General features: G+C 67.8%; 9 protein-coding genes, 1 tRNA gene and 1 other RNA gene. 5 read left to right on the top strand and 6 right to left on the bottom strand.

Translation table 11 applies throughout. The features are described from left to right. Positions 1-127: 127 nt before the first annotated feature. Together IE321_RS14900 and IE321_RS14895 are read right to left on the bottom strand one after the other, a co-directional pair. Positions 128-1,462, bottom strand: coding sequence for a hypothetical protein (locus tag IE321_RS14900; RefSeq protein ID WP_190223245.1), 1,335 nt, complete (start codon positions 1,460-1,462; stop codon positions 128-130). 249 nt (positions 1,463-1,711) lie between these two features. Continuing rightward, complete coding sequence (locus tag IE321_RS14895) at positions 1,712-3,229, bottom strand: DnaB-like helicase N-terminal domain-containing protein (RefSeq protein ID WP_190223244.1); 1,518 nt, start codon at positions 3,227-3,229, stop codon at positions 1,712-1,714. A gap of 322 nt (positions 3,230-3,551) precedes the next feature. Between IE321_RS14895 and IE321_RS14890 the strand changes: the two genes are divergently transcribed. The 3 genes from IE321_RS14890 to IE321_RS14880 all read left to right on the top strand — a co-directional run bounded on the left by IE321_RS14890 (position 3,552) and on the right by IE321_RS14880 (position 6,275). After that, entirely contained in the window at positions 3,552-4,046 is a 495-nt protein-coding gene (locus IE321_RS14890; RefSeq protein WP_150163650.1) for a helix-turn-helix transcriptional regulator, read from the top strand. 169 nt (positions 4,047-4,215) lie between these two features. After that, entirely contained in the window at positions 4,216-4,512 is a 297-nt protein-coding gene (locus IE321_RS14885) for a helix-turn-helix domain-containing protein (RefSeq protein ID WP_190223243.1), read from the top strand. Next, positions 4,509-6,275: a tyrosine-type recombinase/integrase gene (locus IE321_RS14880; protein ID WP_190223242.1), complete on the top strand. Its 1,767-nt coding sequence runs from the start codon at positions 4,509-4,511 to the stop codon at positions 6,273-6,275. Before IE321_RS14885 ends, IE321_RS14880 begins: the two co-directional genes overlap by 4 nt. A gap of 135 nt (positions 6,276-6,410) precedes the next feature. Here IE321_RS14880 and IE321_RS14875 read toward each other — a convergent pair whose 3' ends face one another. The 4 genes from IE321_RS14875 to IE321_RS14860 form a co-directional block, all read right to left on the bottom strand. Beyond that, the gene (locus IE321_RS14875; protein ID WP_190223241.1) at positions 6,411-9,488 is read right to left on the bottom strand and encodes a type I restriction endonuclease subunit R; all 3,078 of its coding nucleotides are present in this window, start codon (positions 9,486-9,488) and stop codon (positions 6,411-6,413) included. A 3-nt stretch (positions 9,489-9,491) separates the two neighbouring features. Next, positions 9,492-10,772 carry a restriction endonuclease subunit S gene (locus IE321_RS14870; protein WP_190223240.1) on the bottom strand — a complete coding sequence of 427 codons (1,281 nt, stop codon included), beginning with the start codon at positions 10,770-10,772 and terminating at the stop codon, positions 9,492-9,494. Continuing rightward, complete coding sequence (locus IE321_RS14865) at positions 10,765-12,333, bottom strand: type I restriction-modification system subunit M (RefSeq protein ID WP_190223239.1); 1,569 nt, start codon at positions 12,331-12,333, stop codon at positions 10,765-10,767. The genes IE321_RS14870 and IE321_RS14865 overlap by 8 nt, the downstream gene beginning before the upstream one ends. A 435-nt stretch (positions 12,334-12,768) precedes the next feature. Then, a tRNA-Ser gene (locus IE321_RS14860) sits at positions 12,769-12,856 on the bottom strand. A gap of 119 nt (positions 12,857-12,975) precedes the next feature. Between IE321_RS14860 and ffs the strand changes: the two genes are divergently transcribed. Then, positions 12,976-13,074: signal recognition particle sRNA small type (gene ffs / locus IE321_RS14855), an RNA gene on the top strand. Between the two features lie 419 nt (positions 13,075-13,493). Then, positions 13,494-14,684: DNA polymerase III subunit gamma and tau (locus tag IE321_RS14850; protein WP_190223238.1), on the top strand; the 1,191-nt coding region annotated here is incomplete at its 3' end.

Genomic DNA, 14,684 nt, shown 5'->3' with positions numbered 1-14,684 from the left:
AACTTGCTCCGTCTGGTGCTGGGGTGGTGGTCGGCTGCTGCTGGGGAGTGGCGGGTTCGTGGTGGGCGTCGTGCACTGGATCTCCGTCTCAGGCCATCGCTGCGGCGAGTAATTGCGGTTTCGGGGATCAGGCGCCTGTGCGCGTGGCCCCGAGTTGGTCCTTGAATTCGCGGACGACTCGGCCTGCGTCGTTGCTGGCGACGCTGTAGCCGGCGTCGCGCACGGCGTCCTCCACTCGGTCGCGTCCGACGCTGCCGGTCTCCTCGTACATGCGGCGGGCGAACTGGAAGATGACTTCGTCGGAGGCACTGGACTTGCGACCGGACCGCTTCGGCTTCGGCGTGGGGCGCTTGGCCGGTGGGGTGGGTGAGCCGCTGCCCGTGGATGGTGGAACGGCCTCTTGTGGGCGGGCCGCCCGATTCGGGCGGGCAGATCGCGGGCGGGCGCCCGGGCGGGGTTCCTCGTCGCCCGGATCTGATGGGTGCGGGCGGGCGCGGTCTTCTGCCCGCTCGTCTCCACCCGCCCGCCCGTCGCCGTCTGCCCGGGAGCGGTCGGGCTGTGCTGCGCGCGGGCTGACGGGCTGCCCGGCGGGCGGGGCCCAGCGCTCGGGCAGGCCGATGGTGGCCAGGGCGGCTGCTTGGCGGCGGGTGGCGAGCTTGCGCAGCAGCTGCTCGTTGCGGAGCGGGTCGGCGTCGATGCCGGAGCGGGCGAGGGCCTTGGACAGACGGCGCACGGTGCGCTGGCCCGCCCGTCCGGTCCGCTGCCCGGGCGTCATCTCGGCGAGGCGGGCAGCCAGGGCGACGGCCCGGTGCGTGGCCCGGTCGCGGATGATTTCGGCGGCTCCCTGGTCCTGCTGGACGATCCCCAGGCGGGCGAGCAGCCGCTCGCGGGCCTGCCGTGTGAGGACGGCTGCGAGTCCGCGCGAGGCGGCATCGGGGGTCCGCTGTCGCAGTTCGATGCCCATGGCCAGGTGCCACAGCACGGCGGCCATCACGGGGCCGGTGAAGGCGCGCACGGTGCCGCCGACGGGGCCGGCCTCAGCGTAGGCGGGGATGGTCTGCATGGCGGTGATCACCCAGACCAGGACTCCGGGCAGGCCCGCTGCCTGCCTCGGCCCGTGCAGGTTCTGGCGGGCCATCAGGGCCATCGAGAACAGGGCGAGCTCCGCAGCGGCGAACATCGCGGTGCGCTCGGCGGTGTTGCGCATGTCGAGATAGTGGGCGGCGAACCGCCAGCTGGTGTCCGCGCTGTAGGCGGTGCACACGAGCGCCGCCACAGTCGCTGTGACGACGGCGGCCGAGATGCGCGGCTTTCGCTCGTGGGTGCGGTGTTGGTGGCGTCGCGGCCTCAGGCCCGCGAGCAGTGCGCCGGCGGCAACGGCCAAGACGGCCACGGGCAGGAGCGGGCCATCAGCGAGCGGGAGCGAAGCGGTGGCGAGCATGTCGGTTACGGCAGGGGGCATGTACGGGGCTACTCCGGGGAGAGCGAGGAGGCGATCACGGCGTTCACGGAGGGGGCGTACACGCGGGCCCCCTTCTAAAGGGGGCCCCGCGCGTGATCGCTTGGGTGCGTGTACGGCGTGGACGGTCGTGTGATCGCTCTACCTGCGGTTTTTCGGTGAGCGTGTGCGCTGTGAGCGGTTCACGGCGGTCTGCGGGCACGAGGGCCGCGTGTACGGTCGCGTGAACGCTTTCAGGGGTCGGTGCGGGGCTCAGCCGACGGCGGTGAGGTGGCGGGCGGAGGCGTAGTAGCGGGCCTGCTGGCCGCCTCCGGCCCCTCCGGCCATGCCGTCGGCCTTGGTGGCCAGGCCGTCGTCGACGAGGCGGCTGAGGTGGCGTCGTGCCTTCTCGATGTCGGCGCGTTCGGGGTCGCCGCCGATGAGGATGGCCGCCAGCTCTCGTGCGCTCATCCCGTTAGGGGCATTGCGCAGTAGGGCGGCGGGGTCCTTGGTGGGGTCGACGGTGGTGGTGCCGCGTACGTGGTCGTGGGTGACGTCCAGGGGGCCGGCTTCACCGGTGGAGGTCTTGAGGTGGTGCAGGGTGACGGCGGGGTCGCCTGCCCGGCCGGTGACGAACAGGACGCTGCCCGCGCCGGAGGTGAACCAGGTGGAGCCATAGACCTGGTCCAGGGTGGGGCGCTGGCCGCGCGGCGCGTCGGCGGTGGCCTTCCGCTGGTGGTGCAGCTCCATGATCTCCACGCCGTTGCGAATGGCGCGCATGCGGGCGTTGTGGAAGGCGACCGCGAGGCTGTCGTCGACCATCGTGCTGACCGCGTCCTTGAGGCTGTCGATCACGATGGTGTCGGCCTGGTGGGCGGCGGCGAGGTCGGCGAGGAGGTCGGGTTCCTTGTCGAGGGTGGCGGGCAGCGGACCTTCCCAGACCACGAGCCGCTCGCGCAGGATCTTCTCGTCGGTGGGGAAGACGCGGCGGGCCATGGCCTTGGCGATCTGCTTGGGGCGGTCCATCGCCAGGTAGAGCACGCGCCTGCTGGGGGCGACGGGCATCTCCAGGACGGTCTCCTGCAGGCCGATGCGGGCAAAGATCACCTGATGGGCCAGGGTCGTCTTGCCGACGCCCGGAGCGCCGACGATCATCAGGCTCTCGCCGGAGGCCCAGACGGTCTTCTCGCGGGTGCCCCACAGAGGCTCGGTGTCCGCGCCGCTCTCTTTGACGAACGACCATCCGTTGGTGGCGAAGCGGGACAGCCGTCCCTGTCCCGAGGCGAGTGCGCGCTCGCGTTCGGCGCGTACCTCCGCTTCGACCTCGCTGCGGATTGCCTCGGGATCAGCGCCGGGTTCCTGGGCCCGCTGGAGGGTCCGTACAGCGGAGGTCATCAGGCGGCGTAGGTCGGCCTTCGCGCGGACGATCTCCGCGTGGTGCTCGGCGCTGCCGGTGCCGTAGGGCGCGTCGGCGAGCTGGAACACATAGGTGGGACCGCCGACCCGTTGCAGATCGCCTTGCTGCTGCAGCAGTTCGGTGAGGACGATCGGGTCGGTCGGCTTGTCCTCGCGGTGCTGGGTGAGGAGCGCGCGCCAGATGGTCTCGTGCGCGGGCCGGTAGAAGGCGTCGTCGCCGAGGACGGGCCGGACCGCGTCGATGACGTCGGCTTTGTGCATGCAGGCGCCAAGGACCGCGCGCTCGGCGTCCAGGTTGAACGGAGGTTCCGTCGGGGTGGGACCTTCGTCGAAGCGGGATGGCGTCTGGGATGGCAGGGTCGTACCCTGGGTCACGGAGCTCCTCATCCGGCAGGCCATTACGGGGCGGCAACCCCGGCCTCCGGTTTCGATCGTTCAGGGATGGATGGTTGTGCGGTGGAGCCTCTACTTCGGCCCCGGTGTTCGTAGCACCGGGGCCGCTTGCGTGTGCGGATCCGTCCACCGCTGTACGGCGGACTACGACCATAGCCGAGATTTTCGGCAGCGCAACGCCTTGCATTTCACTCCGCAACGATGTTTAGTTGTGGATGCTGGCCCCAGTGGACCCGTTGTCGCGTGAAGGGAGGTGCGAGTGAGCGGTGAGGAAGGTGCGGAGCGCGCCGGCCCCGGTCGTCCGATGCCGGAGGAGCACGTCGCCGCACGCATCAAGCTGGAGCGCGAGGTCCGCGGTTGGAGCACGGTGAAGCTCGCCGAGGAGATGGCCGCCGTCGGCCATCCGATCAACCAGTCGGCGATCTGGCGCATCGAGAGCGGCAAGCCCCGTCGCAGGGTCAACCTCGACGAGGCGCTCGGCTTCTGCAAGGTCTTCGACATCACCATGCAGGACCTGACGGGGCCGCCAGGAGAGCTGGCCACGCCCCGCATTCGCGAGCTTGCCCGTGAGTACGTCCAGATGACGCGCGAGTACCACCAACTGCGAGCGGCGATCGACCGGAACCAGATGCACCTGCACGAGATCGACATGGAACTCAATGCATACGGGGACAAGGGACCCGAGCAGAGAGGACAGGTCGACGAACTCCTCCGCCTCGAAGAACGGGCCCTGCAGAGGAGCCTGCACCCATCGCGGGCGCACCTGCGAAACCAGGGGCAGCCACCCACCGGCGAATAGTCGGCCGCTGCCCCCTCACGGCGCTACGAACGCCGAGAACCCCTATGTGCGGCGACCTCCGTCGCCGACGATCAACCGCCGACCCATCCATCCCTGAACGACGCCACCGGCCAGGCCGACGGGAGTTGCCGCTCCCGCGACGCCGCGATGCCGGCGGGAGGAGTACCCCATGCCGCAGCCCGCTCTGCCCATTTCCCAGATAGCCCAGCTCCTGGACGTCCCCGAAGACGCCCTGCGCACCTTGATGGTCGAGCGGCGATCCGCCGGCGACACGACCCTGGTCGCTCTCACCGTCACCGAAGCAGCTCGCCGGATTGGCATCGGCCGCACCAAGCTGTACGAGTACGTCTCGTCCGGCGAGATCGCTTCCGTCAAGATCGGCAGCTTGCGCCGCATCCCAGCGGAGGCGGTGAACGACTTCCTGGCCCGCCGACTGTCGGCGTCCGACTTCGGGGCCGCCGCGTGACGCGAGCCTCCGCACCGAAGTCTCGCCAGCCCAACGGTGCCTCGTCCATCTACCTCGGCACGGACGGCCGATGGCACGGCCGCGTCACCGTCGGCGTCAAGGACGACGGCACCCCGGACCGGCGCCACGTCAGCCGCAAGACCCGACCCGAGGTAACTAAGGTCGTCCGCGAGCTGGAGCGCCAGCGCGACAAGGGCGCCGTCCGCAAGGCCGGCCAGTCCTGGACCGTGAAGACCTGGCTCACCCACTGGGTCGAGAACATCGCCGCCGCGCACGTCTCGGAGAACACCATCGACGGCTACCGCGTCGCGGTGAACCACCACCTCATCCCCGGCCTGGGAGCCCACCGCCTGGAGAAACTCGAACCCGAACACCTGGAGCGCTTCTACAAGAAGATGCAGGACAACGGGAGCGCCGCCGGCACCGCCCACCAGGCGCACCGCACGATCCGCACGGCGCTGAACGAGGCCGTGCGCCGCAAGCACCTCACCGCGAACCCGGCCTCCATCGCCAAGGCACCCAAGGTCGAAGAGGAGGAGGTCGAGCCGTACACGGTCGAAGAGGTCCAGCGGCTCCTTGCCGAGGCCGCCAAGCACCGCAACACCGCCCGCTGGGTCATCGCGCTCGCCCTCGGCCTGCGCCAGGGCGAGGTCCTCGGCATGCAGTGGGACGACGTCGACTTCGAGCTCGGCGTCATCCGTGTACGCCGTGGCCGGCTGCGGCCCCGCTATAAGCACGGCTGCGGAGACCGCTGTGGCCGGAAGCCCGGCTACTGCCCCCAGAAGATCAACACCCGTCGCGAGACGAAGAACGCGAAGTCCCGCGCGGGCCAACGGCCCATCGGCGTCCCCGAAGAGCTGCTCCAGCTCCTGCGCCGACACAAGGAGGACCAGGCCCGTGAGCGAACCGCGGCCCGCGACCTCTGGACGGAGAAGGGGTACGTCTTCACCTCGCCCACCGGCGAGCCTCTGAACCCGAACACCGACTACCACAAGTGGAAGGAGCTCCTGAAAGCCGCAGGCGTCCGCGACGCCCGCCTTCACGACGCGCGCCACACCGCGGCGACTGTCCTGCTCATCCTCGGCGTCTCCGACGCGGTCGTCGACGCCATCATGGGCTGGGAGCCCGGCAAGTCCGCTCGGATGCGCCGCCGCTACCAGCACCTGACCAGCCGCGTTCTCAAGGACACCGCCGCCAAGGTCGGCGGCCTCCTGTGGGGCACGGACCAGGCTGCGGATAATCCCACGCCGGACGCCGGCCAGGGCCCCGTCCCCGCCGAGCTGGCGATCCACATCGCCTGCCTCGGCGAGCGGCGCGTCCCCTTCCTCCACCGCGAACACGCCGACGAGGTCGTCGCACGATGGCGCGCCGATTGGCCCGACCACACCGCCGAGGTCGAAGAATGGGACCGCTGGCGCTGGGAGCACCAGGGCCCCGACGGCGCGAGCGCCATCCGCGACCGTGTACCGGAGCGGGCCGTGGTCTTCCACGCCCGAGCTCTGTTCCTCCCCGGCGGGGAACGCGCGGCGACCGGGGTCTCGGAGCAGTGGTCGGTGCCGGCCTGGGACTTCGAGACCGACCGCTACACCGACCGCGCCTCGGCCTGGCGGACGGCCCGTCGCCCCAGCACGGGCCAGGAGGTCGAGGCTCAGGTGCGTGGCACGGACAAGGGCGCCGTGGAGGCGGCCTTCGTCGAGGCGTGTGCACAGGCTGTGGACCGTGCCCGGAACCCGGGGAAGTACGGCGACATCGACGAGTGGTAGTGCCCCGGGCTAGTGCCCACCGTGGCCGAAACCACACCGGAGCACCGGCCAGGTGAGCCAGTGGGTGGATCAGGAGTGATGCAGCGCGACGAGGCCCGGCAACCGCCACAGGTTGCCGGGCCCTCCGTGCACTCGTCAGTCGACGAGGTAGTGGGCTTCGATGTAGGCGACGGTGGAGTCGTACGGCTCCCCCACCGGCTTCAGCATGTACCGGCGGAAGACCGCGGCGGTGGCACGGCGGGCGCCTCGGTTGCGAGCGTCGGCGTTGTCCCATGACCGGGCGAGGGTCTGGGTGACCACTTGATCGATCTCCTCGGCCAGGTTCCTCTCCGTGACCGTGAGGCCGGATGGTGAGTGATCGAGGATGATCCGTGACAGGACACCCACGTGGTCGTCATCCAGCACGATGACGGCGTCGGCGGGGTGCTTCTCGGCGTTCACGATGGCGCGGGCGATCCGGAGTGCTTCGGACAGGAACTCCAGGGCATCCTGGGCGTTTTGGATGATCCGGTCCCGTAGCTGCTTGATCCGCTCTGCGAGGGCGGTGTACTTCGCGGATCCCGGTTCGACGCCCTTGTCGAGGGCTGCCTTGATGTGGTCCAGGATCTCCGCCGCGGACGGTGGCGTCTTGTCCTCGCTGCCGTCCTTGTCGGCCTTGGGGCGGACGAGGGCCAGCAGTTCCTTGAGTATGGCGATGCCCTGTGCATCCAGGACGAGGGCTTCCTCCTGGGAGGCGACCACGGAGAAGGAGTGGACGTGGGCATTGATGATCTCCAGGACCATCGGTCCCAGCTCGGCCAGCCGTTCCTTTCTCTCCTCGTCGGAGGACTTCTTGAACAGGGTCGTGTACACGGACCCGAACAGCCCGAAGCCGTCGCGATACTTGGCGACCCGCTTGTCGGTGTTGATGAGCGGGTACAGGCGGGCCAGGAGTCGGTAGTCCTTGGAGAACACCTCGGCGGCGCCCGGGTCGGAGTCCAGGAAGACGTTGACGGCCCGTACGGACTCGTATCCGTGGACCGTGAGATCCAGGCCGTCCACGTCCACGAAGAGGTCTTCGATACGGGCGAAGACGATGCGGAATTCGTCGACCAGCGCGGAAAGGTCAGTGACGAACCCGCCACCCTTGCCGGCCCCCGCCGAGGTGGGGTCGGCGACAGCCCGCTGGACCTCTTCGCCCAGGCTGACGTAGTCCACGACCACGCCAGAAGTCTTCACGAAGCCGCTCGGGGACACCCAGGTGCGGTTCGGGCGGGTGATCGTCTGGAACAAGGTGTGCGCCTTCAGCGGCTTGTCCAGGTAGAGGACGCCCTCGTTGGGGGCGTCGAACCCGGTCATCAGCTTTGCGGTCACCACCAGGAAGCACAGCGGGTCGTCGGGGGTGAGGAATCGCCGCTTCTGCTCCTCCTCCTCGGCCTCTGAGAGCTGGTACGGCCGCATGGCGGGGTCTTCGTCCTTGGAGTCCGAGACGGAGATGTTCACCTCGGCGGTGATCCGGTCATGCTTCCCGACCTTGGCGAGCACCTGTGACGCCTCGAAGCCGGCCAGCAGCTCGTTGATCTTGTCTGTGTATGCCACGGCCAGCTCACGATTGAAGGCGACGACCTGCGCCTTGAGACCGTTGCGATAAGTGCCGGCCAGGTAGTGGTCCACGATGTCCTGGCAGACCGCGTGGATGCGGTCAGGGTTGGTGAATACCGAGGTGAGGCGCCCAAATTTTCGGGACAGGGCTTCACGGTCGGGGTCGTCGAGGTCGAAGTCGTCGGCGAACTGGTCGAACTCGGCCTGCAACGCCTGGTCGTCTATCTCGAAGTCGACGGGGTGCGGGTCCAGCATGACCGGGACGGTTGCCTCGTCCAGCAGAGACCGGGACACCGAGTAGCGGTGCAGGACCCTGTCCGGGTCGGTCTCCTCGCCGAAGAGGGCGAAGGTGTCGGTGGCGAGGTTCCTTACGGGGGTGCCAGTCATGCCGAAGAACTTCGCGTGCGGCAATGCTGCGCGCATCTGCCCGGCCAGGGACTTCGACTTGGCGGACTGGGTGCGGTGTGCCTCGTCGACCAGCACGATGATGTTGTCCCGGGTCGACAGGTTCTTGCCAGCGTCGGCGAACTTGTGGACAGTCGTGGAGATGACGCCGCGCACGTCGTCGGCTAGCAGGGCGCGCAGTTCGGCGCTGGTGGCGGGCAGGTGGAAGTAGGCGCTCCCCATCGCGGAGGTGAACACCCCGGAGGTCTGCCGGACGAGCTGGGTCCGGTCGGAGAGCAGGATGATCGTGGGCGACTCGGTGCGGGTGTCGGCCAGCAACAGCGAGGCGGCGAACACCATCAGCAGTGTCTTCCCGGATCCCTGGTGGTGCCAGATCAGGCCCTTCGACCCGCCCTCCAGGACCCGCTCGTGGATGAGGTGCGCGGCCTCCATCTGCGGATAGCGGGGCAGGTACTTCTTGTCCGCTCCGCCCCCAGAGGTGTCGAAGAGGGCGAAGTTGGCGAGCATGTCCAGGACGGTCGCCGGGTTCATCAGCAACTCGACGGAGCGCTGCACATCGGCCTGCCCGGACAAGTTCTCGTCGTCGGCGGTGGACCGGAACGGCTGCCATAGATTCGTGGGCGCGCCGGCGGCACCGAACCGGAGCTTCAGACCGTCAGAAGCGACGGCGAAGACGTTGGGGGTGAAGAACCACGGGTACTCGGTGACGTACACATCGTTGATCTCGCGGGCGGCGTCAGCCCACCCGGACTTGGCGGTCGGTGACTTCACCTCGACCACGACCAGGGGCAGGCCGTTGACCCAGTACACGAGGTCGAACCGGCGAGAGGTCTTGCCGGGGACGGTTATGGTCACCTCGTCCGACACGACCAGTGTGTTGGCAGTGGGGTGCTCGAAGTCGATGAGCTTCAGGGCGTGCCATGCGCCGTCAGCGTCCCGGAACTCCTTATGCCCACGTAGTAGGTGCAGTACCTGTTCGTTGGCCCGCACGAGTCCGCCTTCAACGGCGTTGACCGTGGCGACGATCTCCTCGACCACCGCGTCCACGTCGAACCCGTCGATCACACCCAGGTTTAACCGGATGATGGCGTCACGCAACTGACCGACGATCACTGTCTGTGTTGTTTCACGTGGCAACCCACGCCCCGCCGTGAAGCCCCACCCCAAGGGGAGGGACCACCGGATCATCAGGTTCTGGAACTCACGCTCCCGAACGCCCTTCGCCACGGGTCAGACCTCCAGCTCAACAGATTTGATGTCGATGGTGTGCTCCAGCAATCCGGACACCAGTGCCGCTCGTGCCTGACGAAGGCGTTCCGCCTCATCGCAGAGAGCGTTGATCTGCGCGTCCATTGCGGTAGCTACCCCTGAGATGCGCTGCTGTTCTGTACGAGGGGGAACAGGCATAACGATCTTCTTGAGGTTGGTGGCAGAGATGCGGACCACCTTGGTCTCGCTTGTGAATTGACGTTTGCGGTGTTGAAAGAGGGGCGAGGCGAAGAAATAAGAGACGAACTTCGGGTCAAGATCATGGCGGAAGATGAAGCAGTCATCGTGAACGGCCACGCCTTCATCACCCAGCCATGCGACAGCCTTTCCGACGTCGTCGACATTCTCGCTTGTGCCGGCAATTACTACGTCGCCGTGCTGTGCCAGACGCATCGAGCTGCGGAGGCTCTCTGGTAGATGTGTCACCGTGCGTGTAGCCGACGCCCCATAGTCCGTGTAGATCTGGCCGTAGTGGATGCACCCCAGGCCGGACTCCACGTAGTCGCTCTTTACGAACCGGCGGCCGCGGATAAGCGTGCCAGCTTCCGACAACGGAGCAGACAACCAATCGTCACCGCCCTGAGAGAGCATCTCTCCGAGAGCGGCGTTACGGACCCGAAGGAGGCTGTCCGCCTCAACCTTGAGTGCCACCACCTTTTCGTCAACCGTGCCGATCACCTCGACGATCCGTTCCTGCACTGGCAGCGGAGGAAGGGTGATACCGATGGCGCTGAATGCCTTGAATGGCAGACTGCGTCTGCGGTTTACACTGCCCTGTGCGTTGTTGGTGTATTCGGCCAGCATCCGTGGGCTGCGGACCAGCAGTTCTGCGTACTCAGGTAGCGCAACCCTTTCACCCCGCCATCGAAGGGTGGTGTACATCGGGCTGATGACTCCGGTCTCGCCCAGGTTGTTCCGGGCAATGGACCCTTCGTCGATGTGGATGGTGGAATACGCCCACTCTCCCGGTTCGACGATCTTATATCCGTCGAGTTTTTCTGACGCGATCCTCTTATCGAAGTAGTCGTCGGCGCGAACGAACCCGTCGTACTTCGACAGGCTCATCACAATCGGCTCGTCTGTGTGCGGCCCCAATCTCGTGTTGTCCGGTGAGAAGAGGCGCCCCATGGTGACTTGCTGCCAGTCGCTCATTGAGGCATTCGGCCCTTGCAGCGGAATGGGCACAGTACGGTGGGCGTGAGCCTGTGGGTCGTCGAGGGTGGTCTGCTGCCAGTCACTCATCGAAGCCCTCGATCCCTGCAGCCGCGAGGAGAGCGTTCATGCGCTGCTCGGTTTTCTGGCGCTCGGCTCGGGCGATGTTGTAAGCGTCGATGAGGGTACCGAGATCTTCCTGCTCGGCAGCAGCTTGCTTGATGTAACGGCCGATGTTGAGGTCGTATTCGTTAGCCGCAATCTCCGTGGTTGGAACAAAACGAGACGAGAGGCTGTTCGCTTCGGTGGGATCCGCCGATTCGTCACCCGCGTCCATTTTCAAGTGGCAGGCGGCCACGATGTCAGAGACGTTGGCGTCTGTGATGATGTTGCGGTTCTTGGCCTTGATGAAGTTCTTGGAGGCGTCAACGAATAGCACGCCGTCCTGTCGATCCGGGACCTTGGTGCCGGGCGCGCGGAACACCAGGATCACCGTGGGGATGCTGGTGTTGTAGAAGAGGTTGGGGGGCAGGCTGATGACTGCTTCGAGAAGGTCATCGTTCACAACGCGGCGGCGGATGGATGCTTCCTGGCCGCGGAAGAGGACGCCGTGGGGTAGGACGACGCCGGCGCGGCCCTTCTTTGGGTCCATGCTGGCGATCATGTGCTGCACGAACGCCCAGTCCGCCGACGATTGCGGGGCGATCCCGCCGAGGGCGCGCGGGTCGTTGCTCCAGGGCTTCCACTTCAGGCTGTAGGGCGGGTTGGCGAGGATCACATCGAACTGCTTTACGGACCCATCCGACTTCGTGAAGCGCGGGTCCTTCAGGGTGTCGCCGACTTCGACCTTGAACTGCGTGAGGTTGTGCATGAACAGGTTCATGCGCGCCACACCTGCAGTGTCTGGTACGGCCTCCTGCCCGTACAGCTTGAGCGTGTAGCCGCGCCCGCCGTGGGCCTTCAGCAGACTCGCGGAGGCGATGAGCATGCCGCCCGACCCGCAGGTCGGGTCGTACACCGACTCAAAGCTCTTGGGCTCCAAGATCTCGACGAGCAGCTCGACGACCTCGCGCGGAGTGAAGAACTGGCCAGCGCGGGTGCCGGACCCGTCGGAGAACCGCTTCAGCAGGTACTCGTACGCCCCGCCGAGCACGTCATGGGACATGTTGCCCTCGTGCATCTTCGGAGTGCGGTCCATCGCCTGCATGACCGCTGCCAGCACCTCCCCTGACAGCACCTCTTCGGAGGCCCACGCCATGGATCCGAACAGGCGGGAGAACTTGTCAGGGTTGGCCGTCTCGATGGCCTGCAGGGAGGCGCGGACCCGCTGACCCAAGCCGGGCTGGGTGACGGTGGCCAGGATGGACGACCAGGAGGCGCGGCGCTCGGCGACGGTACCAGGGTGGATGAAAGGGATCTTGAACGTCTGGTAGGTGCTGTACTCGACCTCGTGGGCTTCCTCGGCTGAGAGGCCGAGGGCCTCGTTCTCCTTGAGGAAGGTCTGGTGGTTGTGCTCCCAGGTGTCCGACAGGTACTTCCAGAACATCAGAGGGAAGATGACCGAGGAGTACTGCGCTTCGGGCATCGCTACGCGCAGCTCGTCGGCGGCGTCCCACAAGCGGTTCTCGATCTCCTGCTGGGTCACTGCCATCAGATGGGGGTGTCCTTGCTCGTCAAGAGGGTGGCGGTCTGGAAGCCGTGGCGTTCCGCTGGGCATCCTATTTTGTCCCTCCGACAGTGGGGCGTGGTTAGCCTTTCTGCTGACTGGATCAGGTCGACGGAGGTCGGCGGTATAGGCGGGCCAGTGGGAGGTGAGGAGCACGCATACGCGGCGGCACCGGCCAGGAGCTGGTCCATGGAGCAACATCCACGCTGAGTGTCGAGCGTGGGAAGCGCAGGACGAGGCGCAGAGGAGGTTCGGGCTCTCACTCGATGCCCCGATCCGCGAGAAGGGCCGACACCGGAGTCTGCCCGCAGAGGTTCAGGGCTGTCCGCCCGCGCAACTGAGACCAAAACTGAGACCACACACGTCGAAGGGCCCCACCGCGAACGGTGGGGCCCTTCGACAACGTGCCCGGTGAGGCACTGGCGGAGGATACGAGATTCGAACTCGTGAGGGGTTGCCCCCAACACGCTTTCCAAGCGTGCGCCCTAGGCCTCTAGGCGAATCCTCCGTGGAGAACATTACATGACCGCGGAGGGTGCTCGCGAACGTGATCCACGAGGTCCGGGGGTGGGGGTCGAGGGTCGGGGTGGGTGGGTTCGGAGGGGGGTTCGGATCGGGTACGCTGGGCGGAGCCCCTCACGCGGCGCTATCTGACTGAACTCCCCCAGGGCCGGAAGGCAGCAAGGGTAGGTCGGCTCTGGCGGGTGCGTGGGGGGCGCTTGCGTTTCCAGGGCAGTGCGAGGGGCTGACGGGTCAGAGACGGGGGCGGCGGGTCGCCGCCGGGGCTCCCCCGGGCAGCGACGCGGCTCGCCAGGGCGAAGCCGGCGCGCGCCAGGTGTCGCCAGGCCGGCGCCGGACGTACGCGGGGCCGAGCCCGAAGGCGCGCCCGACCGCAGCCGCCGGGACGCAGCCGTCGGTACGCCGGGCCGAAGCCGGACATGCGCCTCCCCAAAGTCGCCGGCACACGGGGCCGAAGCCGCACATGCCCCGGACCGAAGCCGCCCGCACCCCAAGCCAAAGCCGCCCGCCCCCCGCCCCGAAGCCCGACACCCCCCGCCCCGAAGCCCGACACTCCCCCCCGCCCCCGCCCAAGGGCCGCGCGGGGTTTTCCCAGGTTGTCGGTGGCCGCCTATAACCTCGTATACGTGTCGTCTCTCGCGCTGTACCGCCGCTACCGCCCCGAGTCCTTCGCCGAGGTCATCGGGCAGGAGCATGTCACCGACCCGTTGCAGCAGGCCCTGCGGAACAACCGGGTCAATCACGCGTACCTGTTCAGCGGGCCCCGTGGCTGCGGCAAGACGACCAGCGCGCGGATCCTGGCCCGCTGTCTGAACTGTGAGCAGGGTCCTACGCCGACGCCCTGCGGGGAGTGCCAGTCCTGTCGGGACCTCGCGCGCAACGGGCCGGGATCCATCGACGTCATCGAGATCGACGCAGCCTCGCACGGTGGTGTGGACGACGCCCGTGACCTGCGGGAGAAGGCGTTCTTCGGGCCCGCGTCCAGCCGGTACAAGATCTACATCATCGACGAGGCCCACATGGTCACCCCGGCGGGCTTCAACGCCCTGCTGAAGGTGGTCGAGGAGCCGCCGGAGCACCTCAAGTTCATCTTCGCGACGACGGAGCCCGAGAAGGTCATCGGGACCATCCGGTCGCGGACCCACCACTATCCCTTCCGGCTGGTGCCGCCGGGGACGCTGCGGGAGTACCTCGGCGACGTGTGCGGGCGGGAGGGGATCCCGGTCGACGAGGGCGTGCTGCCGCTCGTCGTGCGCGCCGGCGCCGGGTCCGTCCGTGACTCGATGTCCGTCATGGACCAGCTCCTCGCCGGTGCCGGCGAGGCGGGTGTGACGTACGCCATGGCGACCTCGCTGCTCGGTTATACGGACAGCGCGCTGCTCGACTCCGTCGTGGACGCCTTCGCCTCGGGTGACGGCGCCGCCGCCTTCGAGGTCGTCGACCGGATCATCGAGGGCGGGAACGACCCCCGGCGGTTCGTCGCCGACCTGCTGGAGCGGCTGCGCGACCTGGTGATTCTGGCCGCCGTGCCCGACGCCGCGGAGAAGGGGCTCATCGACGCGCCCGCCGACGTGGTGGAGCGCATGCAGGCGCAGGCGTCCGTGTTCGGCGCCGCCGAGCTGAGCCGCGCCGCCGACCTCGTCAACGAGGGGCTGACCGAGATGCGCGGCGCCACCTCGCCTCGCCTCCAGCTGGAGCTGATCTGCGCGCGCGTGCTGCTGCCCGCCGCCTTCGACGACGAGCGCTCGCTGCTCGCGCGCCTCGACCGCCTGGAGCGCGGGGCCGCCGCCGCGCCGCCGGCCGCCGACGTCTTCACG

Source organism: Streptomyces hydrogenans (assembly GCF_014656075.1).
Taxonomy (GTDB): Bacteria; Actinomycetota; Actinomycetes; order Streptomycetales; family Streptomycetaceae; genus Streptomyces; species Streptomyces hydrogenans.
The sequence above is the reverse complement of the archived record's forward strand: the minus strand, read 5'-3'. Positions and strand labels throughout refer to the sequence as shown.